The organism is Bradyrhizobium sp. AC87j1, from assembly GCF_002936975.1.
Classification (GTDB): domain Bacteria; phylum Pseudomonadota; class Alphaproteobacteria; order Rhizobiales; family Xanthobacteraceae; genus Bradyrhizobium; species Bradyrhizobium shewense.
In genome coordinates, this window is the sequence record NZ_PTFE01000009.1 from 1 (window position 1) to 19,482 (window position 19,482).

Consider the following 19,482-nt stretch of genomic DNA (forward strand, 5'->3'; position numbering starts at 1 on the left):
CTACCGCAAGCCCGCCCGCCCTGTTGCCGCACGCCTAAACCCGGTAAAAGGCGGACCGGCCGGTCAGCCGCCACAGCTGCTTCGCGCGACAATGCGGCCCGGTGGCCGACCATCGAACGGCCTCAATGTGAACCAATCAGAGTGCCCATGAAGCTGATCCGCCCCCTCGCCGCGCTCGCCCTTCTGATCGCCTCCGCGTTTCCGGCCCTCGCTGCCGACGCCGTGTTTCCACCCGGCTTGCGCCTCGGCATGGCGCCGCTGGTCGGTCTCAGCACGGCAAAAACCTTTCCGGGATTCGAGAGCGAGGACGGCAGCGTCAAGGTGTTGATCACCGAGCTGCCGCCGGCGGCCTATGGCGAGGTCGTGAGCGCCTTCAATTCCAATCCGGCCGGCGCTGGCGGCGTCAAGCAGGACAAGATCGAGACGCCGGCGGGCCTCGCCTATTTCACCACCGAAAGCGGCAAGGCCGGCGACACCCCGGTGAAGCGCTATTCGATGATCGTGCCGGGTGCCGGCTTCTCCGGCTATGTCGCGGTGCAGGTCCCGGAGAATGCGACCAAGATCTACACGGATGAAGCGGTGCGGCAGATGTTTGCGACCGCCACCACCCGCAAGCAGGTCTCGGCCGAGGAGCAGATCGCGCTGATGCCGTTCAGGATCACCGATCTCGCCGAGTTCAAGGACATCCGCACGCTGGCGCCGGGCTCGAGCATCATCCTGGCCGACGGCGACGAGAGCACCGGTTACGAGTCGAAGCCGTTCATGATCCTCGGCCTGATCGGCGCCACGCCGCAGCAGGCCGACGACCGCGCCCGCTTCGCCCAGGAGGCGGCGCTGCAGATTCCCGGCGTGCGCGAATCGCGCGTCACCATGTCCGAGCCGATCCGCATCAACGGCCAGCAAGGCTTCGAGACCCGGATCGACGGCGTCAGCGGTAAGGACAAGGTCCCGGTCACCGTGGTGCAGTGGATCCGCTTCTCGAGCGGCGGCGCCTCGCTGCGCATCATCGCCAGCGCCCCGCGCGACCAGTGGCTGGCCGCCTTCACCCGCTTCCGCGCCGTGCGCGACGGGATCCAGCCGAAGGGCTGAGCCATTCGGCATACTCGGTGTCGTCCCCGCGAACGCAGGGACCCACACCGCGTGATCGTGCGATTGCGGTCGGTCGCAGTACCCATGATGACTCTTCGCCAAACATCTCCCCGGGGGTGTATGGGTCCCGGATCGGCGCGCGCCTAAGGGCGCGCTTGTCCGGGACGACAGTGATGGTGGGGTTGGCGGCCTAAGCCCTCACCAAAGCCGGCCGCATTTTCGGGCTTCTGTTCGTACACGAACGGAACTAGGCTTCGTCTCCGTTGAGTTCATCCTAAGGGGAGGCGAACGATGCTGGATCGGCGACAAGTCTTGGCAATGCTTGGGACGACGGCGCTTGCAACGCTGGCTCCAACCGCACTCCTTGCAGCGGCATCGATCAAGCCGGACGATGCCTCCGCGCTGCTCGTGATCGACGTGCAGAACTGCTTCCTGCCGGGCGGCAGCCTCGCGGTGAAAGAGGGCGAGCAGGTGGTGCCCGTCATCAACAAGATCTCGAAGGCATTTGCGAATGTGGTGATGACGCAGGACTGGCACACGCCGGGCCACATCTCGTTTGCGTCGGTGCATTCCGGCAAGAAGCCGTTCGAGACCGTCGACCTTCCCTATGGCAAGCAAGTGCTGTGGCCCGACCATTGCGTGCAGGGCACCGACGGCGCTTCGCTGTCGAAGGATCTTGCGATCCCGCATGCCGAGCTCATCATTCGCAAGGGTTTTCACAAGGACGTCGACAGCTATTCCGCCTTCCTCGAAGCCGACAGCAAGACCTCGACGGGACTTGCCGGCTATCTGAGGGGACGCAAGATCAAGCGCGTCTTCGTCGCAGGGCTCGCGACGGATTTCTGCGTTGCCTGGACCGCGCTCGACGCGCGCAAGGCGGGCTTCGAGGTCTATGTCGTGGAAGACGCCTGCCGCGGCATCGACACGCAGGGCTCGCTGGCAAAAGCCTGGGCCGATATGGCCAAGGCCGGCGTGAAGCGGATTCAGTCTGCGGATATCGCGGTGAGCGCGTAAGATTTCAACTGGTCGTTCCGGAGCGATGCGAAGCATCGAATCCGGAACCTCGAGATTCCGGGTTCGGCTCTCGCGAGCCGCCCCGGAATGACATCAAAACTCAATTCGCCGCGCCGCTCGACTCGTTGTTGTTCGCCGCGGCCGCGGGCTTCGCGCCGCCCTTGGCGACACCGACCAGGGCCGGGCGCAGCACGCGCTCGCCGATGGTGTAGCCGGCCTGCATGATCTGCACCACGGTGCCCGACGGCACCGACGGATCAGGCACTTCGTACATCGCCTGGTGGAAGTTCGGATCGAACTTCTGGCCCTGCGGATCGAGCTTCTTCACGCCGTGCTTTTCCAGCGCGTTGAGCAGCGAACGCTCGGTGAGCTCGACGCCTTCGATCAGCGAGATCAGGCCGGGATCGGCCGTGGCGCGGGCCTCGGCCGGAACGGCATCGAGCGCGCGCTGGAGATTGTCGGCGATGTCGAGCACGTCGCGGGCAAAGCCGGTGATGCCGTAGAGCCGGGCGTCGGCGACCTCCTTGGTGGTGCGCTTGCGCAGATTCTCCATCTCGGCCAGCGTCCGCAGCATGCGGTCGCGCGCCTCGGCGGCTTCCTTCTGCAACAGCTCCACCGAGCCGGGCTCGGGATCGTCGGGCATGATGTAGGGTTTTGACACCACGGGCTCGCCGGTCGCGGCAGTCGTGTCTTCGGGTTGCCGGTCTTGCTCGGTCATCGGCTCTAATCTCGAACTCGTTTCCAGGGATTGTTGGCCCGGATATCGTGCCTAAAGCGCCGAAAATCAAGCGCCCGTGATCGGCGGAAACGCCGATCAGCCTCCCAAAAGGCGGCTGACGATGCGGGCGGCGTAGTCCACGGTCGGGATCACACGGGCATAATTCAGCCGTGTCGGCCCGATCACGCCCAAAACACCAACAATATGGCCGGCGGCATCCCGATAAGGTGAGATGATGGTGGAGGACCCCGACAGCGAGAACAGCTTGTTCTCGCTGCCGATGAAGATGCGCACGCCCTCGGCAGTCTCGGCGCGTCCCAGCAGGTCGATCACGCCGCGCTTGGTCTCGAGATCGTCGAACAGCAGGCGCACCCGCTCCAGATCCTCCAGCGCATGCAAATCTTCGAGCAGATTGGCATGGCCGCGGACGATGAGCTGGCGATCCTCGTTCTCGCCGCCGGACCAGCTGGCGATGCCGGCGGAAATCACCTTCTGTGCAAGCTGATCGAGCTCGGCGCGGGCCTGTCCAAGTGCCGTCTCGAGCTCGAGCCGCGCCTCGGCCAGGGTGCGGCCGCGGATGCGCGCATTGAGGAAATTGCCGGCCTCGGTGATCGCCGAGGAGGGAACTCCGGGGGGCAGCGACAGCACGCGGTTTTCGACCTGACCGTCCTCGCCGACCAGGATCACCAGCGCCTTTTCCGGTTCCAGACGGACGAATTCGATGTGTTTCAGCCGCGCATTGGATTTCGGCGTCAGCACCACCGCGGCGGCGCGGGTCAGGCCCGACAACCGCGTCAGCGCCTGGTCCAGCGCCGCCTCGACCGATTGCGCCTGGCCGACGGTGGCAAGCTGGCTCTGGATCGACTGCCGCTCGGCCTCGTTGAGGTCGCCGACCTGCATCAGGGCATCGACGAAGAACCGCAGGCCGAGTTCCGTCGGCAGCCGGCCGGCGGAGGTGTGCGGGGCGTAGATCAGGCCGAGCTGTTCCAGATCGGCCATGACGTTGCGGACCGAGGCCGGCGACAGCGGCATGGCGATGAGACGCGAGATATTGCGCGAGCCCACGGGCTCACCGGTCGCGAGGTAACTTTCGACAATTTGACGAAAGATGTCGCGAGAACGCTCGTTGAGCTGGGCGAGGCCTGCGCGCGGCGCGATCAGATGGATCGGATCGTGATGGGCCACAGACGGTAACTCCTCTCAGATGCTCATAATTTGTCCATCCAGGAGGGTTCTGACAAGCGTCGCGTTTGCAGGGTGGAAAACCGGGGGTGAAAAAGCCTTGCCGCATACCCTCACCCCACCTACAAGCACCGCGAACAGCCCTACACCTGCGAGTTTTGGAGGATTTCCCATGCGGCCAAGCCGCCGTGCGCCCGACGAATTGCGCCCCGTGACGCTTGAGCGCGGCGTGGTCAAATATGCGGAAGGCTCCTGCCTGGTGAAATTCGGCGACACCCATGTGCTGGTCACCGCCACGCTGGAAGATCGCCTGCCGCCGTGGCTGAAGGGCCAGGGCCGCGGCTGGGTCACGGCCGAATACGGCATGCTGCCGCGCGCGACCTCCGAACGCACCCGCCGCGAGGCCTCAGCCGGCAAGCAAAGCGGCCGCACCGTCGAGATCCAGCGCCTGATCGGCCGCTCGCTTCGCACCATCGTCGATCTCGAAGCGCTCGGTGAGCGCCAGATCACGGTCGATTGCGACGTGCTCCAGGCCGACGGCGGCACGCGCACGGCCTCGATCACCGGCGCCTGGGTCGCGCTCGCCGACTGCATCAACTGGATGAAGGCGCGCAACATGATCAAGGCCAATGTGATGCGCGACAACGTCGCTGCGATCTCCTGCGGCATCTACAATGGCACGCCCGTGCTCGATCTCGACTATGCCGAGGATTCGGAAGCCCAGACCGACGCCAATTTCGTCATGACCGGCGATGGCCGCATCATCGAGGTGCAGGGCACCGCGGAACGCGAGCCGTTTACGCAGGACGAGTTCCTGAAGCTGATCGCCCTGGCGCAAAAGGGCATCGCGCGTCTCGTGGACTTGCAGAAACTGGCTGTCGCGTAGTCAATAAGCCCATGCACCGCCGAATCACCGGAAAGCTCGTCATCGCCACCCATAATCCCGGCAAGCACACCGAGATGAAGGAGCTGCTCGCGCCGTACGGCATCGAGGCGGTGTCGGCCGGAGAGCTCGGCCTCGGCGAGCCGGATGAGACCGGCAACGATTTCCGCAGCAATGCCGCGATCAAGGCGATCGCAGCCGCGAGGGCGACCAAGCTTCCCGCCTTTGCCGACGATTCCGGCATCGTGGTCGACGCACTCGACGGCGCGCCGGGCATTTTCTCCGCGCGCTGGGCTGGACCTTCCAAGGATTTCGCCGCGGCGATGGCGCAGATCGAGCGCCTGTTGCAGGAGCGCGGCGCCACCACGCCGGACAAGCGCAAAGCGCATTTCGTCTCCGCGCTCTGCGTGGCCTGGCCCGACGATCATCTCGAAGAGGTCGAGGCGCGCGTCGACGGCACGCTGGTCTGGCCGCCGCGCGGTACCGCCGGCTTCGGCTACGACCCGATGTTCCTGCCGGACGGCCACAGCCGCACCTTCGGCGAGATGGACAGCATCGAGAAGCACGGTCTGCCGCCGCTCGGCCTTGGCCTGTCGCATCGCGCCCGCGCCTTCGTGAAACTGGCGGAGATCTGCCTTGAGCCGCGCTAGAGCGTTTTCGAGCGAAGTGGATACCGGTTCGCGCCAGGAAAACGCGTCAAAACAAGAATCCGAAGCCTTCGGCGTCTACGTGCACTGGCCGTTCTGCCTGTCGAAATGCCCGTATTGCGACTTCAACAGCCATGTCCGTCACGTCGCGATCGACGAGGCGCGCTTCGCCTCGGCCTTCGCGCGCGAGATCGCGGCCACCGCCGAGCGCTCGCCCGGCCGTGAAGTCACCTCGATCTTTCTCGGCGGCGGCACGCCATCGCTGATGCAGCCCGCAACCGTCGGCGCGGTGCTCGATGCGATCGGCAAGCACTGGACCGTCGCCGGCGATGTCGAGGTGACGCTGGAGGCGAATCCGACCAGCGTCGAAGCCACGCGCTTTGCCGGCTATCGCGCCGCCGGCGTCAACCGTGTCTCGCTCGGTGTGCAGGCGCTCGACGATGCTTCGCTGAAAGCGCTGGGCCGCCTGCACAGCGCGCGCGAGGCGCTCGATGCGGTCGCCATCGCGCGCCGCTCGTTCGATCGCTATTCGTTCGATCTGATCTACGCCCGTCCCGACCAGACGCCGGCAATGTGGGCTGATGAGCTGCGTCTCGCCATTGACGAGGCGGCCGAGCATCTGTCGCTCTATCAATTGACGATCGAGGAAGGCACGCCGTTCTTCGGCCTGCACCAGGCCGGCAAATTGAAGACGCCGGACGAAGCGGTCTCGCGCGCGCTCTACGACGTCACGCAGGAGACCTGCGACAAGCTCGGCCTGCCCGCCTACGAGATTTCCAATCACGCGCGGCGCGGCGCCGAGTGCCGGCACAATCTGGTGTACTGGCGCGGCGAGGAATATGCCGGCATCGGTCCCGGCGCGCATGGCCGGCTCGACATCGACGGCGTCAGGCATGCGACCGCCACCGAGAAGCGCCCCGAGGCCTGGCTGATGCGGGTCGAGACCAACGGCCATGGTGTCGTCACCGACGATCTCCTCAACAGTGAAGAACGCGCCGACGAATTTTTGCTGATGGGGTTGCGTTTGGCTGAGGGCATCGACCCCGAGCGCTACAAAGCCCTCTCCGGCCGCCCGCTCGATCCCAAACGCATCGCGCTGCTGCGCGAGGAAGGCGCGATCACCGTGGATGCGACGGGCCGCTTGCGCGTGACGAGTAGCGGATTTCCGGTGCTGGACGCGGTGGTCGCGGATCTCGCGGCGTAACGAGATCTCGTAGGGTGGGCAAAGCGAAGCGTGCCCACGAATTATTCGCTATCGAAAGAGATCGTGGGCACGGCGCAAGTGCGCCTTTGCCCACCCTACGGCAGCGTCGTCCCGAACTACGCCCCAAAACTCTTCGGCGAGCCCGCGACCGCAACGCCGCCGCCGTTCGTCACCTTCATCACCGCAAGCCCGCGCTCGTTGGTGCCATCCGCGCGGAAGCGGAACAGGCCGTCGATGCCGGCGAAGCCCGAGGGATTGGTGAGCACGTCGGGCGAGAAGCGCGTGGTGCCTTGCGTACGCGCCAGCGCGGCGACGAGGGCGACCGCGTCATAGGCGAGCGTTGCGGTGCGAATCGGCTCGGCGCCGTATTTGGTACGGTAGCGGCCGGAGAAGGCGCGGAAGCCGGCCGGGTCGGGCGCGGCATAGAGGCCGCCTTGCAGGCTCGCATTGGCATAGACCCGCGGATTGTCCCACAGGCCGGTGCCGAGCAGCTGGATGTTGCGTAAGTTCGCGCCCGCCGCGGTCATCGCATCTGCGACCGTCACGACGGCATCGCCGTCATCGGCAATGAACAACGCATCCGCACTGCCGAGCTGCTGCGCCACGGTGCGCGCCGGCGTTGCGCGATCGGCGCCGTATTTCTCGAAGGCGACGATGCGCCCGCCACGCCGCGGCACGGCCGCCTTCACCGCGGCCTCGACGACATTGCCATAGGCGTTGTCGGGCACCAGCACGGCGACGGAGCGCTTTCCGATGCTGGCGGAATATTCGACGATTCGATTGACGTCGGACTCCGGCAGGAAGGAGAGCAGATAGACGCCGCGGCCGGCGATGCTGGAATCGGTCGAGAACGCGATCACCGAGATGCCGCGCGTGCGCGCGACTTGCGCCACCGCCGGCACCGATTGCGCGAACAGCGGTCCAAGAATGATCTCGGCGCCTTCGTCGACGGCCTGCTGCGCGGCCGCCTGCGCGCCCTGCGGGCTGCCATTGTCGTCCTTGATCAACAGCTGGATGTTCGGGTTCTGGAACTCGGCCAGCGCCATCTCGGCGGCGTTGCGCATGGATTGCGCGGCAAGGCCGGCATTGCCGGCGGCCGAGAGCGGCAGGATCACGGCGACCTTCACGCCGCCGGTGCCGGCGGTCGTCGCCTGTTGCGGAGGACCTGCGGGCTGAGCCGGCGGCGTCGAGCTCGAGAACGGGTTGGAGAACTGGCTCAGGCTCTGCTGCACGCCGGCGCAGGCCGACAGCAGGGGCGTGCCGAGCAACAGGCCGAGCGCGCTCCGGCGGGTCGCCCCCGACATCAGGGACCCCGGAACGGGAGATTTTGGATAACGCGGGCCCACCATGCAGCTTCTCTTTTGACCCGCCGGCGCCGGCCAGTCACGACATTCTTTCCACGACACAAGCCGCGGATTCAGGCATATTGTCGACAAATAGTTAACCGAAACAAAAGGATAATAGCCGCTTAACGCGGCCGCCTTGCTGTCCCGGCAGCTGTTTGCCCTCGCTCATTCAGCATCAAGGCGGCGTTTCGGTCGCGAATATGGCGTGAGAGCCCTCACGCCCTCTCGACGTGATCCTGGATCGATCACATTCCCGTCCGTTCCCCGCCCCTCACCTCGGCACGATCTTTTTCGGCGAACCGGTTCCCAGCCCTGCGGATCGTGCCTAAGTTGATTTCATTATGCGCGCAAAGCCGGCCCCGATAAATACGCCTGAAGCTCAAGACGCCGCCTCGCGCGGTTTCTCCATCGATGCCCATCGAGTTGCGGCGCCGAAGGCGGCACCGGGCCTCCATCTGGTCGCAACCCCCATCGGCAATCTCGGCGACATCACGCTGCGGGCGCTCCAGACCCTCGCCGGCGTCGACGTCATCGCCTGCGAGGACACCCGCATCACCCGGCGCCTGACCGAGCGCTACGCCATCGCGGCGCAGCTCAAGCAATATCACGAACACAATGCGGAGGCCGCGCGCCCGAAAATCCTGGAGGCGCTGGGGCAGGGCGGCTCGATTGCGCTGGTCTCGGATGCCGGCACTCCGCTGATTTCCGATCCCGGCTTCAAGCTGGTGCGCGAGGTCTGCGCCGCCGGCCATGCGGTGTATGCCCTGCCCGGCCCGTCCTCGGTGCTGGCGGCGCTGTCGGTGGCGGCACTGCCGACCGACCGCTTCTTCTTTGAAGGCTTTTTGCCGGCGAAGTCAGCCGCGCGAAAGGCGCGCTTGACCGAGCTCGCGCGCATCGATGCGACGCTGGTGATGTTCGAGTCCGGTAACCGCGTGCAGGACACGCTTGCCGAGCTCGCCGAGATCATGGGGGCGCGCGAGGCCGCGATCTGCCGCGAGCTGACCAAGCTGCACGAGGAGATTTCGCGCGCACCGTTGAGCCAGCTGGCGCGCGAGGCCGATACGCTGGAGACGCGCGGCGAGTTCGTGCTGGTGATCGCTCCGCCAGCGGCCGACGCCGAAATGCTGACATCGGATGCGCTGGATGATCTGTTGCGCGAGCAGCTTGCCGCGCACAGCGTCAAGGATGCCGTGGCGCATGCGGTCGCGCTCTCGGGCCGGCCGCGCCGCGAGGTCTATGCCCGCGCGCTCGAGCTCGCCAAAGACTTAAAGGGCGGCGATGGCGAAGACTGAGGTCCCGGCGGAACCGAAGGTCCCCTCGCCCGATCGCGTCGCCGCGTTTCACACCGGCATCTCCGCGGAGAGCCGCGCCGCGGCCTATTTGATGGCGAAGGGCTATCGCATCCTGGCCAAGCGCTACCGTACCCCGCATGGCGAGATCGACATCGTGGCACGCCGCCGCAATCTGATCGCCTTCGTCGAGGTCAAGGCGCGGGCCACGCTGGATGACGCCGCCTTCGCCGTGACGCCGCGCCAGCAGCAGCGCATCATCGCCGCCGCGCAAGGCTGGCTCGTGGCGCATCCCGAGCATGCCGAATTCGAATTGCGATTCGACGCCATGCTGATTGCGCCGCGCTCACTTCCGCGCCATGTGTTGGCGGCATTCGACGCCTCGACCTGAAAGGCAAACCATGAAACTGAACGTCGCCGTCCAGATGGACCCCATCGCCCGCATCAACATCAAGGGCGATTCCACCTTTGCGCTGCTTCTGGAGGCGCAGAAGCGCGGCCACGGCCTGTCCTATTATACGCCCGACAAGCTCTCGATGGTCGGCGAGGAGATCGTGGCGCCGGTTCAGCTCCTGACCGTGCGCGACGAGTCCGGCGACCATTTCACGCTCGGCGAACCCAGGCGCGAGGCGCTGAACGGCTTCGACGTGGTGCTACTGCGCCAGGACCCGCCGTTCGACCTCGCCTATATCACCTCGACGCATCTTCTGGAGCGCATCCATCCGAAGACGCTGGTGGTCAACGATCCAGCTTCCGTGCGCAACGCGCCGGAAAAGCTGTTCGTGATGAATTTTCCGCAGCTGATGCCGCCGACGCTGATCTCGCGCGACTTAGATGAGATCAACGCGTTCCGCGACAAGCACGGCGCCGTCGTGATGAAGCCGCTGCACGGTCATGGCGGCGCGGCGGTATTCCGCGTGATGCCGCAGGACATGAATTTCGGCTCGCTGTTCGACATGTTCTCGGTGACGTTCCGGGAGCCCTGGGTGATCCAGCAATTCATCCCCGAGGTAAAGCACGGCGACAAGCGCATCATCCTGGTCAACGGCGAATTCGCCGGCGCGGTGAACCGCGTGCCGGCCGCCGACGACCTTCGCTCCAACATGGTGCGCGGCGGCGCGGCGCAGGAGACCGAGCTCACCCCGCGCGAGCGCGAGATCTGCGCCACCGTCGGACCGGCGCTGCGTGAGCGCGGCCTGCTGTTCGTCGGCATCGACGTCATCAATGGCAACCTCACCGAGATCAACGTGACCTCGCCAACGGGTATCCGCGCCATCGCACGCCTCGGCGGCCCCGATGTTGCGGCGAAGGTCTGGGACGTGATCGAGCAGAAGCGGACGAAGTAGCACTCTGCAATGATGACGTTGGGGAGCGCGCGAACTCTCCTCAGCGTCGTCCCGGCGAACGCCGGGACCCATACCGCGGAATATATCCGGGGAGATTGGTCGCGGTACCGGGCGCTCAATCTTCGTCAAACTGCTCCCTGGGGTTATGGGTCCCGGCGTTCGCCGGGACGACACCGATGGTGTGGAGCGCTGCTGCGATCTCATTGGCATGATCGCACCCGCGCACCACTAACCCCCCATTCACCATGACGCCGCGCCTGTCATTCGAACGGACGCCTCGTACTGCGTGAATCTACGGGGCCGTTGGCCGACCGGATAACGCCGCGTTCACCATCTGCCGAAAACCAGCATCGCGGCCGGCCGGCGCGTTCGGCCTCGCAACACCCCTTATACTTTTACTCCCTACTCATCGACACGGGGGAACCCGCCAGGTGCGGTTCGAGTGCCCCGCGTAAGAGTAGAAGCGTATGAATACCGCACGCATTGTCGTTCTCGTCATCGCGCTGGGCGCCGGCGGTGTCGCTGCATATCTGGCGAGCGGCTTCGACAACAAGCCCGCGCCCGTTCTGCCCGTCGCCGAGAAGCTGCCGACCGTCGAGGTCCTCGTCGCCAAGTCCGACATCGGGCTCGGGCAGGCCGTAAAGCCCGAAGACCTGCAATGGCAGGCCTGGCCTGCGGCGACCGCGAGCAGCGCCTTCATCCGCCGCGACAGCAGGCCCGAGGCGCAGACCCAGATCGCCGGCTCGATCGCCCGCGTCCCGCTGATGCAGGGCGAACCGATCCGCGAGCAGAAGCTGGTCAAGGCCGACGGCTCCGGCTTCATGGCCGCGATCCTGCCCGCCGGGATGCGCGCGGTTTCCACCGAGATTTCAGCCGAGACCGCCGCTGGCGGCTTCATCCTTCCGAATGACCGCGTCGACATCGTCCTGACTCGCCGTCTGAAGAACCCCGACGGCGCCAACAACAACGGTCCGACCGGCGGCAACGACCTCGTCCTGTCCGAGGTCATCCTGACCAATATCCGCGTGCTCGCGATCGACCAGGCGCCGAAGGAGAAGGACGGCCAGAACGCCGTCGTCGGCAAGACCGTCACGCTCGAGCTCCGGCCGGACCAGGTCGCAGTCCTCGCAGCCGCGCGCCAGGGCGGCACGCTCCAGCTCGCGCTGCGCAGCATCGTCGATGCCAACGCAGTCGACGGCACGCCTGAGGACCAGGGGATCAAGCGTGCGGGCGGCGTGAACGTGATCCGTTACGGGGTGCAGGCACGGCAATTGACGTCACAGAAGTGATGATGGGGATAGCATGAACTACGGGGATGATCGGATGGGCCTGCGCCTTCGGGGGAAGCGCACGCGCTCGTTCTGGACGGGGACGATGCTGATGCTGGGGCTGCTCGCAGCCCCAGACCTCGTCAGCGCGACGGATGCGCCGGTCGGCGACCAGGCGCCGATGCAGGCACCGGATCTCGGCGTGTCGTCGGTCGCGACCATCGCGTCGGCGAAGACGCGTTTTCTCTCGCTTGGCGTCGGCAAGTCAGTCGTCATCGACCTGCCGCGCGAGGTCAAGGACGTGCTGGTGGCCGATCCCAAGATCGCCAATGCAGTGATCCGCTCGGCCCAGCGCGCCTATATCATCGGCGGTCAGGTCGGCCAGACCAACGTCGTGTTCTTCACCGCCGACGGCCAGCAGGTCGCCTCCTATGACATCGCAGTGAAGCGCGACCTCAACGGCATGCGCGCGGCCCTGCGCCAGTCGCTGCCGGGCGTCCAGATCGAAGGCGTCGGCGACAGCGTGATGCTGACCGGGTCGGTGTCGAGCCCGGTCGAGGCCCAGCAGGCCGGCGAGGTCGCGGCAAAACTGGTCGGCGGCTCGGACAAGGTCGTCAACAGCATCGTCGTGCGCGGCCGCGACCAGGTGATGCTCAAGGTCGTCGTCGGCGAAGTGCGCCGCGACATCGTCAAACAGCTCGGCGTCGATCTCAGCGCCAGCCTGAACGCCGGCACCGCGGTGGTGAATTTCAACAATTCCAACCCGTTCTCGGTCTCGGGCGGACCGATCGTCGGCAGCAACGGGCTCGGCGTCGCCGGCCTCGCCAAGGGCGTCGCCACCGTCAGCGCCACCATGCGCGCGATGGAAAGCGCCGGCGTCATGCGCACGCTCGCCGAACCGAGCCTGACCGCGATCTCGGGCGAATCCGCCACCTTCATCGCCGGCGGCGAATTCCCGATTCCGGCGGGCTATTCCTGCGATCCGGTCACCCACGTCTGTACCACCCAGGTCACCTACAAGAAGTTCGGCATCTCCCTGAACTTCACTCCGGTCGTGCTCAGCGAAGGCCGCATCAGCCTGCGCGTGATGACCGAGGTCTCGGAGCTGTCGAATACGAATTCGATCACGTTGACGCAGGCGGTGTCCTCGACCTCGAGCAACTCGATCACCATCCCCTCGATCCAGACCCGTCGCGCCGAGACGACGCTGGAAATTCCCTCGGGCGGCTCGATGGCGATGGCCGGCCTGATCCAGCAGCAGACCAAGCAGGCGATCAACGGCCTGCCCGGCGTCGACCAGGTGCCGATCATCGGCGCGCTGTTCCGCAGCCAGGACTTCGTCAACAACGAGACCGAGCTGATGGTGATCGTGACGCCCTATGTGGTGCGCGCGGTCGCCCAGAAGGAATTGGCGCGGCCCGACGACGGCTTCGCGCCGGCCTCGGACGCGCAGACGGCGCTGCTCGGCCGCATGAACCGCCTCTATGGCATCGCGCGTCGCGTCGATCCGATCGCCGGCGCGCCCGGCGATTTCGGCTTCATCATCGACTGAGACGAACGGACGGCTGGGGAACGAGGCGGGATTTGGGGCAAGAGGGGATGAAGCGATGACGAAGACGACAGCCGATCGACGTCGCAATCTGGGCGTCGCGCTGGCACTGACGGGACTCTCCGTCATGCTGGGCGCCTGCAACACCACCGGCGAGATCGTCACCCAGACGGTGCCGACCGACTATCGCCAGCGCCACCCGATCGCGGTGCAGGAAGGCAAGAAGTCGATCGTGATCTTCGTCGGCAAGGCGAGGGGCGGCCTATCGGCCGCGCAGCATTCGGACGTCGCGGGCATCGCCCGTGACTGGGTGCGCGAAGGCACCGGCTCCGTCGTCGTCGACGTTCCCGTCGACAGCGCGAATTCGCGGGCGGCGGCTGCGACCTATCGGGAAATCCGTTCCGTGCTCGCATCCGGCGGCGTGCCGTCGCGTGCCATCGTCCAGCACCCCTATCGCCCCGAGGATCCCGGCCTGCTGCCCACCATCCGCCTGAGCTATTCGAAGATCGCCGCGGTCGCCGGTCCCTGCGGGCTGTGGCCGGAAGACCTCGGCCCCAACATCCTCGATCCCGGCTACAACGAGAACCGGCCCTACTTCAATCTGGGCTGCGCCAGCCAGCGCAATCTCGCCGCGATGATCGACAATCCGGCCGACCTCGAGCAGCCGCGATCGGAGACGCCGGCCTATACCGCGCGGCGCGACATCGCCTTTGATCGCTATCGCAAGGGCACTGCGATCTCGACTCCCAATTCCGAGGCCGACAGGGCCAGGCTCAGCGACACAGGCAAATGACCGGCATCCACGACGAAGAAGCGGACGATCCGCAGCACCCCGAGGAACACATTGCGCCGGTTCCCCGCATTTCGGTGCAGGCCTTTTGCGAAACCGAGAAGACGCTCGCCGCGGTAACCGCGGCCGGGCAAGATCGCCGGCTCGCCAAGGCGCACCTCACCGCCAAGGACGGTGGCCTTGCCGCGGCGATCGAAGTCTATGAATCGATGCCGACGCCGAACGTGATCGTGATCGAATCCGACGGTACGCGCGACATCCTCGAGGGACTCGACGACCTCGCCGGCGTCTGCGACCCCGGCACCCGCGTGGTCGTGATCGGCAATCCCAACGACACCGCGCCCTATCGCGAGCTGGTGCGCCGCGGCGTCAACGATTACGTGGTGGGGCCGGTCGAAACGCTCGACGTCGTCCGCTCCATCTGCAGCCTGTTCTCGGCCTCCGAAGCCATCATCACCGGCCGCGTCATCGCGGTGGTCGGCGCCAAGGGCGGCGTCGGCGCCTCCACCGTCGCGCACAATTTGGCCTGGACCATCGCGCGTGACCTCGCGCTCGATTCCGTCGTGATCGACCTCGACCTCGCTTTCGGCACCGCGGGCCTCGACTACAACCAGGACCCAGTGCAGGGCATCGCCAACGCGGTGCTGTCGCAGGACCGGCCGGACACGGCGCTGATGGAGCGCCTGCTCTCCAAATGCACCGAGCGCCTCAGCCTCCTCGCGGCGCCTGCCACCCTCGACCGCGTCTATGATTTCGGGGCCGAAGCTTTCGACGCCGTGTTCGACACGCTGCGCATGACCACGCCCTGCATCGTGCTCGACGTTCCCCACCAATGGTCCGGCTGGACGCGGCGCGCGCTGGTGAACGCCGACGACATCGTCATCGTGGCCGAGCCCGATCTCGCCAATCTGCGCAACACCAAGAACATGCTGAGCGTGCTGAAGGCGGCGCGGCCGAACGACCGGCCGCCGTTGTACTGCCTCAACCAGGTCGGCATGCACAAGCGCGCGGAGATCGAGGTCAAGGCGTTCGCCAAGACGATGGAAAGCCAGCCGATCGCGGTGATCCCGTTCGATTCGAAACTGTTCTCGACCGCAGCCAATAACGGCCAGATGATCGCGGAGGTCTCCAAGAGCCACCGCACCACCGAGCTGTTCCAGAACATGGCGAACCGCCTCGCCGGGCGCGGCGAGGTGAAGAAGCCGAAGCGCTCGCTGCTCGGGCCGCTGCTCAAGAAGCTGAAGGGCAGATCAAGCCGCAACTCGGCGCCGCATCGCAAGGCGTCGTAACCGTACACCAAAAGGGACTGACTACTTGTCCGCCCGCTGCTGCTTCTTCGCCAGCAGCTGCCGCAGCGCCGCGACCTTGGCCGCGGCCTGGTCCGGCGGCAAATCTGCTTTCACGAGGATTTCGGCCTCGGCCTCGCGGCCCTGCAACCCCAGCACGAGCGCGAGATTGGCGCGGACCCGCGCATCGTTCTGATTGCGCTGATAAGCGCGGCCGAGCACCTGTTCGGCCTTCGGCAGATTGTTTTGCAGCATATAGGACAGGCCGAGATTGGACAGCACGGTCGGCTCGTCCGGCACGATCTTCAGCGCCGCGGCATAATATTGCTGCGCCTCCTCGTTGCGGCCGAGCTGGTCGAGCGCCGCACCCTGCGCCGACAGGATGCGCCAGTCCGGATCCTCGGGCGTATGCGCGCGGCTGAGGACGTCGAAGGCCTGCTGGAAACTGCCGCTGTCGGCGAGCGCGCGGCCATAGCCGGCGAGCAGCGCCTTGTTGCTGGGATGAGCGAGCACGGCCTGCTCCATGACCGCGACCGCCTGCGCGCGCTGGCCGCTCTCGCGCAGCGCCTTGCCGTAGGCGAGCGCAACGTTGGGATCACTGGGCTTGGCACGATAGCGCTCGCGCAACGCGTCCATCTCGGGCCTGGCGTCCGCCTTGACAGCCGCTTCCGATCTGACGCCGAGCGCGCCGGTCACATCCTCGATGCCGGCGGTCTGGCAGCCACCGAGGACGAGCACCAGGAGTGCGGGAAGCAGCAATCTCGCCCGGGGAGAGGCGAGGGACGAACGCTTGGACATACTCTGATCACTCGGCAACTGATCAGAGATGCTTACCGATTAACGCTAAAGTCCCGTTAAGGACGCGGCCTGTGAGATCATCTTAGTCGGTGAACTCGGCACCGAATTCGCAGCCGATGCGCCATCGCAGGCGGCATTGGCGGGAATAATCAGGTGCGAAGATGATGGTGAATTGCGGCGGCACTTCCAGGAATTCCGCCACGACTTTCACGCCGCCATCCGAAATATCCGTGATCGTGCAGTCCCGCGGCAGCGAGCCCGCGCCAAAATGGATCTTGGCGAGCCGGCTGCACATCCGACGTTCGCTTCTCCGGCGATTTGCAAGCATTTGAACTGTTCACCCGTTGACCACGGCCCATCCCGCAAGCGTAGGAGTAGCTGACATTTGTTGGGATGTGCTGAGGACAGAAGCCGGCATTCGAGGCTTAGTGTCGGCGTGGCGTTTACGATTGGTTAGGGCTTGCTCGCCCTCCGGGATTGTTCCCGTATTGTTCTTGCGGAAAGGGCCGGGCTCTGCTACCCCTAATTGTGCGAGAGGGGCAGGCTGGTTTGAGCATGGTTCAACGGGTTTCCACCGTCGCCTTTGAGGGGATCGAGGCCCGTGCGGTCGACGTGCAGGTGCAGGTCGCGCCGGGCTTGCCGGCGTTTGCGATCGTCGGCCTGCCGGACAAGGCGGTGTCGGAGGCGCGCGAGCGGGTGCGCTCGGCGCTGATCGCCTCGGGGCTGGCGCTGCCGGCGCGGCGGATCATCGTCAATCTGGCGCCGGCCGACCTCCCGAAGGAAGGCAGCCATTACGATTTGCCGATCGCGCTCGGCTTGATGGCTGCGATCGGCGCGATCCCGCCGGATGCGCTGACCGGCTTCACCGTGCTCGGCGAACTCGGCCTCGACGGCTCGATCGCGCCCGTGGCCGGCGTTCTTCCCGCCGCGTTCGGCGCCAATATGCGCGAGGAAGGGCTGATCTGCCCGGCCTCGTGCGGCTCCGAAGCGGCGTGGGCGAGCCCGGACATCCAGATCATCGCAGCAAGCTCGCTGATCCAGATCGCCAACCACTTCAAGGGCACGCAGGTACTGTCGCGGCCGTCACCGAAGGTGCACGAGCCCGCCGCCTCCACGCTCGACCTGCGCGACATCAAGGGTCAGGAAAGCGCCAAGCGCGCGCTGGAGATCGCCGCCGCTGGCGGGCATCATCTGCTCATGATCGGCGCGCCCGGCGCCGGCAAGTCGATGCTGGCGGCACGCCTGCCCTCGATCCTGCCGCCGCTGTCACCGAGCGAACTGCTCGGCATTAGGTAGCAAACTCACCTAACTTACAAACGTGGGAAAGCCGCTGAGAAATCAGCGGCTTAACTGCTTATGGGGCATGAAACGCCCGGAATACGCCTGTCGCACTTGCAGTATGAACGGGAGAAATGTAAGATGTTCCGAATATTGGATTCGTTGTCACTTAGAAGCGCGCCCCTATGGAAGACCCAAACGTCCTCAAAGTCCAGCTTGAACGCGAGAGGGCGCGTGTGATGGACGAGGTCGCCAAGAAGCTCGAAGAGGCACGTCTAATCGAGGCGAGAATGGCAAAGCTCGCTGAATTGCAGCAATTCGCTGCGGAATTGAATCTCGCGCTGGTGCCTCTAGGCGACAAGCCATCTGAGAAGCCCGAGGAACCTAAACCGCCTCCACCGGCCCCGGATAAACCGGAGCCAGCCGTCCACTTTGACGGCACAGTGACCGGCTTAATCGACTGCTATGAGACCGACCCACGTTCACCCATCTGGAACCTGAAACGAAGCGTTAGCCGCAACTACAAATCAGCGTTCCGGACCATGAAAGAGACTGTCGGTTCTGAACGCCTCGCTGACTGGAATGCCGAGCACGTTATGGACGTTTATTCAAACAAGTGGTCTGTGAGGGGCGTTTCGATGGGCCACACCATGGTCGCGAAGCTTCGCCTGCTTTGCACCTACGGGGCCACGACCCTGAATGACGACGCCTGCATTCGTCTGAGCGCGCTTCTCGGCAATCTTCGGATCCCAAAGTCCAAAGCTCGCACGGTCGCGCTTACGGCGGATCACGCCAACGCAATTCGAGCGGAGGCGCACCGCCGGGGGCTGCATTCAATCGCGTTGGCGCAAGCCTTCCAACTGGAGGTCCCGCAACTTCGTCAGATGGACGTTATCGGCGAATGGGTGCCAATGAGCGATAAGGCGCCGTCTGACATCACCAAGGGCGACGAGAAGTGGGTTCGCGGTCTGCGCTGGTCGGACATCGACGAGCATGGGGTTCTACGCCGAACGCTCACTGCGGGCCGCCAGAATCAGCAGAAGTCGATTGAGGTGGATCTGAGCCGTTGCCCGATGGTGATGCAGGAGCTTGCGGCAGTGCCTACGGCAAATCGCAACGGACCCATGATCGTGAGCGAAGTCTCGAAGTTGCCTTGGACTGCCGTAGGTTTTCGTCAGCGGTGGCGGCATATCGCCGTTGCAGTTGGCGTCCCGACCCACGTTCGCAATTCGGATAGCGTTCGCGCGTTCAAAGACGAAGGCGGAATGAAATCTGGGGTATTCGCGTGACCCCAAACGAAATCCGGGGCCATAAGGCCCCGGTGGTTCGCAGTCTAACCAAGTGTGGCGCCCGGTCTGAACGGGCCGAAAGGTAGGTGGTACATGACAACATAAAGTCGCCGGGTACTGGAGGGGCTATCAGTCACGTTGGCGCGTGATTTGGTAGCTCCTCGCGGCCGGGCCGGGTCTGGAGACACTCGCCGGATTTCCACCTGCGCGGGTCTGGGTCCAATCCCCAGTCGGTCCACCGCCATTTCTATCAGAAACGCAAAGGTTTGTCTAACGGGGCGCGGAAACGCCCCGTGTTTGGTCGTTTTCAGAAAATGAAATACCCCCCTGCTCCAAAGCCGCCTGCATCGCAGCAAGGTTGTTCCGGGTCGGCTCCCGCCGACCGGCCTCAAAGTCGCGCACGGTCGAAACGCCCACATTCGCGGCTTTTGCAAGCGCGTCTTGAGGCCAGTTTAGCCAGGCTCGCGCAGCTCGACACTGTTCCGGGGTCATCGCCAGACAGTGAT

19 protein-coding genes and 1 pseudogene are annotated in these 19,482 nt (G+C 65.3%); 14 read left to right on the forward strand and 6 right to left on the reverse strand.

All coding sequences use genetic code 11. The features are described from left to right. The first annotated feature begins 147 nt into the window (after window positions 1-147). Both CV770_RS07620 and pncA read left to right on the forward strand, forming a co-directional pair. Complete coding sequence (locus tag CV770_RS07620) at window positions 148-1,089, forward strand: hypothetical protein (protein WP_201759742.1); 942 nt, start codon at window positions 148-150, stop codon at window positions 1,087-1,089. A gap of 291 nt (window positions 1,090-1,380) precedes the next feature. Continuing rightward, complete coding sequence (pncA, locus tag CV770_RS07625; protein WP_104461891.1) at window positions 1,381-2,103, forward strand: bifunctional nicotinamidase/pyrazinamidase; 723 nt, start codon at window positions 1,381-1,383, stop codon at window positions 2,101-2,103. A gap of 100 nt (window positions 2,104-2,203) precedes the next feature. On the opposite strand, the gene grpE is transcribed toward pncA, so the two are convergent. Together grpE and hrcA are read right to left on the reverse strand one after the other, a co-directional pair. Next, complete coding sequence (gene grpE / locus CV770_RS07630) at window positions 2,204-2,821, reverse strand: nucleotide exchange factor GrpE (RefSeq protein WP_097668241.1); 618 nt, start codon at window positions 2,819-2,821, stop codon at window positions 2,204-2,206. A 96-nt stretch (window positions 2,822-2,917) separates the two neighbouring features. Next, a complete protein-coding gene (gene hrcA / locus CV770_RS07635; RefSeq protein WP_091962484.1) occupies window positions 2,918-4,006 on the reverse strand; it encodes a heat-inducible transcriptional repressor HrcA in 1,089 nt (362 codons plus the stop codon). A gap of 169 nt (window positions 4,007-4,175) precedes the next feature. On the opposite strand from hrcA, the gene rph reads away from it, so the two are divergent. From rph to hemW, 3 genes are read left to right on the forward strand one after another with little or no spacing between them, the layout of a single operon-like run. After that, window positions 4,176-4,889, forward strand: a complete 714-nt coding sequence (rph, locus tag CV770_RS07640) for a ribonuclease PH (protein ID WP_018323503.1) — start codon at window positions 4,176-4,178, stop codon at window positions 4,887-4,889. 11 nt (window positions 4,890-4,900) lie between these two features. Beyond that, on the forward strand, window positions 4,901-5,536 hold the full coding sequence (gene rdgB, locus CV770_RS07645; RefSeq protein ID WP_104461892.1) for an RdgB/HAM1 family non-canonical purine NTP pyrophosphatase: 636 nt from the start codon (window positions 4,901-4,903) through the stop codon (window positions 5,534-5,536). Window positions 5,537-5,552: 16 nt separating this feature from the next. Next, window positions 5,553-6,737, forward strand: a complete 1,185-nt coding sequence (gene hemW, locus CV770_RS07650; protein WP_104461893.1) for a radical SAM family heme chaperone HemW — start codon at window positions 5,553-5,555, stop codon at window positions 6,735-6,737. A 116-nt stretch (window positions 6,738-6,853) separates the two neighbouring features. On the opposite strand, the gene CV770_RS07655 is transcribed toward hemW, so the two are convergent. Then, window positions 6,854-8,086 carry a penicillin-binding protein activator gene (locus CV770_RS07655; RefSeq protein ID WP_201759743.1) on the reverse strand — a complete coding sequence of 411 codons (1,233 nt, stop codon included), beginning with the start codon at window positions 8,084-8,086 and terminating at the stop codon, window positions 6,854-6,856. 338 nt (window positions 8,087-8,424) lie between these two features. Here CV770_RS07655 and rsmI point away from each other — a divergent pair, with 338 nt between their 5' ends. From rsmI to CV770_RS07690, 7 genes are all read left to right on the forward strand, one after another. After that, window positions 8,425-9,375 carry a 16S rRNA (cytidine(1402)-2'-O)-methyltransferase gene (gene rsmI / locus CV770_RS07660; RefSeq protein ID WP_104461895.1) on the forward strand — a complete coding sequence of 317 codons (951 nt, stop codon included), beginning with the start codon at window positions 8,425-8,427 and terminating at the stop codon, window positions 9,373-9,375. Next, complete coding sequence (locus tag CV770_RS07665) at window positions 9,362-9,763, forward strand: YraN family protein (protein ID WP_104461896.1); 402 nt, start codon at window positions 9,362-9,364, stop codon at window positions 9,761-9,763. The genes rsmI and CV770_RS07665 overlap by 14 nt, the downstream gene beginning before the upstream one ends. A 10-nt stretch (window positions 9,764-9,773) precedes the next feature. Further along, on the forward strand, window positions 9,774-10,718 hold the full coding sequence (gshB, locus tag CV770_RS07670; RefSeq protein ID WP_104461897.1) for a glutathione synthase: 945 nt from the start codon (window positions 9,774-9,776) through the stop codon (window positions 10,716-10,718). A gap of 467 nt (window positions 10,719-11,185) precedes the next feature. Further along, window positions 11,186-12,007 carry a Flp pilus assembly protein CpaB gene (gene cpaB / locus CV770_RS07675; protein WP_038972285.1) on the forward strand — a complete coding sequence of 274 codons (822 nt, stop codon included), beginning with the start codon at window positions 11,186-11,188 and terminating at the stop codon, window positions 12,005-12,007. A 13-nt stretch (window positions 12,008-12,020) separates the two neighbouring features. After that, window positions 12,021-13,538: a type II and III secretion system protein family protein gene (locus CV770_RS07680; RefSeq protein WP_091965312.1), complete on the forward strand. Its 1,518-nt coding sequence runs from the start codon at window positions 12,021-12,023 to the stop codon at window positions 13,536-13,538. A gap of 55 nt (window positions 13,539-13,593) precedes the next feature. Beyond that, the gene (locus tag CV770_RS07685; protein ID WP_104461898.1) at window positions 13,594-14,328 is read left to right on the forward strand and encodes a CpaD family pilus assembly protein; all 735 of its coding nucleotides are present in this window, start codon (window positions 13,594-13,596) and stop codon (window positions 14,326-14,328) included. Beyond that, on the forward strand, window positions 14,325-15,614 hold the full coding sequence (locus CV770_RS07690; RefSeq protein WP_091965314.1) for a CpaE/TadZ family protein: 1,290 nt from the start codon (window positions 14,325-14,327) through the stop codon (window positions 15,612-15,614). The genes CV770_RS07685 and CV770_RS07690 overlap by 4 nt, the downstream gene beginning before the upstream one ends. 21 nt (window positions 15,615-15,635) lie before the next feature. Here the strand turns inward: CV770_RS07690 and CV770_RS07695 are convergent, their stop codons facing one another. Together CV770_RS07695 and CV770_RS07700 are read right to left on the reverse strand one after the other, a co-directional pair. Continuing rightward, window positions 15,636-16,409 carry a tetratricopeptide repeat protein gene (locus CV770_RS07695; protein WP_104461899.1) on the reverse strand — a complete coding sequence of 258 codons (774 nt, stop codon included), beginning with the start codon at window positions 16,407-16,409 and terminating at the stop codon, window positions 15,636-15,638. 82 nt (window positions 16,410-16,491) lie between these two features. Next, on the reverse strand, window positions 16,492-16,737 hold the full coding sequence (locus tag CV770_RS07700) for a PilZ domain-containing protein (RefSeq protein ID WP_091965316.1): 246 nt from the start codon (window positions 16,735-16,737) through the stop codon (window positions 16,492-16,494). A 227-nt stretch (window positions 16,738-16,964) separates the two neighbouring features. Here CV770_RS07700 and CV770_RS07705 point away from each other — a divergent pair. Both CV770_RS07705 and CV770_RS07710 read left to right on the forward strand, forming a co-directional pair. Next, a pseudogene (locus CV770_RS07705) lies at window positions 16,965-17,699 on the forward strand (magnesium chelatase domain-containing protein); the annotation flags it as partial. Between the two features lie 227 nt (window positions 17,700-17,926). Next, window positions 17,927-18,976, forward strand: coding sequence for a site-specific integrase (locus tag CV770_RS07710; RefSeq protein ID WP_146101261.1), 1,050 nt, complete (start codon window positions 17,927-17,929; stop codon window positions 18,974-18,976). Window positions 18,977-19,246: 270 nt separating this feature from the next. Here the strand turns inward: CV770_RS07710 and CV770_RS07715 are convergent, their stop codons facing one another. Beyond that, window positions 19,247-19,468 (reverse strand): helix-turn-helix domain-containing protein, encoded by a 222-nt coding sequence (locus CV770_RS07715; protein ID WP_104461901.1) that lies wholly within the window; start codon window positions 19,466-19,468, stop codon window positions 19,247-19,249. Window positions 19,469-19,482 lie beyond the last annotated feature (14 nt).

What these genes read in the sequence shown, in the direction of transcription:
- CV770_RS07695 (WP_104461899.1), bottom strand. Translation starts at nt 16,409, where the DNA reads ATGTCCAAGCGTTCGTCCCTCGCCTCTCCCCGGGCGAGATTGCTGCTT.
- CV770_RS07700 (WP_091965316.1), bottom strand. Translation starts at nt 16,737, where the DNA reads ATGCTTGCAAATCGCCGGAGAAGCGAACGTCGGATGTGCAGCCGGCTC.
- pncA (WP_104461891.1), top strand. Translation starts at nt 1,381, where the DNA reads ATGCTGGATCGGCGACAAGTCTTGGCAATGCTTGGGACGACGGCGCTT.
- CV770_RS07685 (WP_104461898.1), top strand. Translation starts at nt 13,594, where the DNA reads ATGACGAAGACGACAGCCGATCGACGTCGCAATCTGGGCGTCGCGCTG.
- CV770_RS07710 (WP_146101261.1), top strand. Translation starts at nt 17,927, where the DNA reads ATGGACGAGGTCGCCAAGAAGCTCGAAGAGGCACGTCTAATCGAGGCG.
- CV770_RS07655 (WP_201759743.1), bottom strand. Translation starts at nt 8,086, where the DNA reads ATGGTGGGCCCGCGTTATCCAAAATCTCCCGTTCCGGGGTCCCTGATG.
- rdgB (WP_104461892.1), top strand. Translation starts at nt 4,901, where the DNA reads ATGCACCGCCGAATCACCGGAAAGCTCGTCATCGCCACCCATAATCCC.
- CV770_RS07620 (WP_201759742.1), top strand. Translation starts at nt 148, where the DNA reads ATGAAGCTGATCCGCCCCCTCGCCGCGCTCGCCCTTCTGATCGCCTCC.
- rph (WP_018323503.1), top strand. Translation starts at nt 4,176, where the DNA reads ATGCGGCCAAGCCGCCGTGCGCCCGACGAATTGCGCCCCGTGACGCTT.
- cpaB (WP_038972285.1), top strand. Translation starts at nt 11,186, where the DNA reads ATGAATACCGCACGCATTGTCGTTCTCGTCATCGCGCTGGGCGCCGGC.
- rsmI (WP_104461895.1), top strand. Translation starts at nt 8,425, where the DNA reads ATGCGCGCAAAGCCGGCCCCGATAAATACGCCTGAAGCTCAAGACGCC.
- CV770_RS07680 (WP_091965312.1), top strand. Translation starts at nt 12,021, where the DNA reads ATGAACTACGGGGATGATCGGATGGGCCTGCGCCTTCGGGGGAAGCGC.
- CV770_RS07665 (WP_104461896.1), top strand. Translation starts at nt 9,362, where the DNA reads ATGGCGAAGACTGAGGTCCCGGCGGAACCGAAGGTCCCCTCGCCCGAT.
- CV770_RS07715 (WP_104461901.1), bottom strand. Translation starts at nt 19,468, where the DNA reads ATGACCCCGGAACAGTGTCGAGCTGCGCGAGCCTGGCTAAACTGGCCT.
- CV770_RS07690 (WP_091965314.1), top strand. Translation starts at nt 14,325, where the DNA reads ATGACCGGCATCCACGACGAAGAAGCGGACGATCCGCAGCACCCCGAG.
- gshB (WP_104461897.1), top strand. Translation starts at nt 9,774, where the DNA reads ATGAAACTGAACGTCGCCGTCCAGATGGACCCCATCGCCCGCATCAAC.
- grpE (WP_097668241.1), bottom strand. Translation starts at nt 2,821, where the DNA reads ATGACCGAGCAAGACCGGCAACCCGAAGACACGACTGCCGCGACCGGC.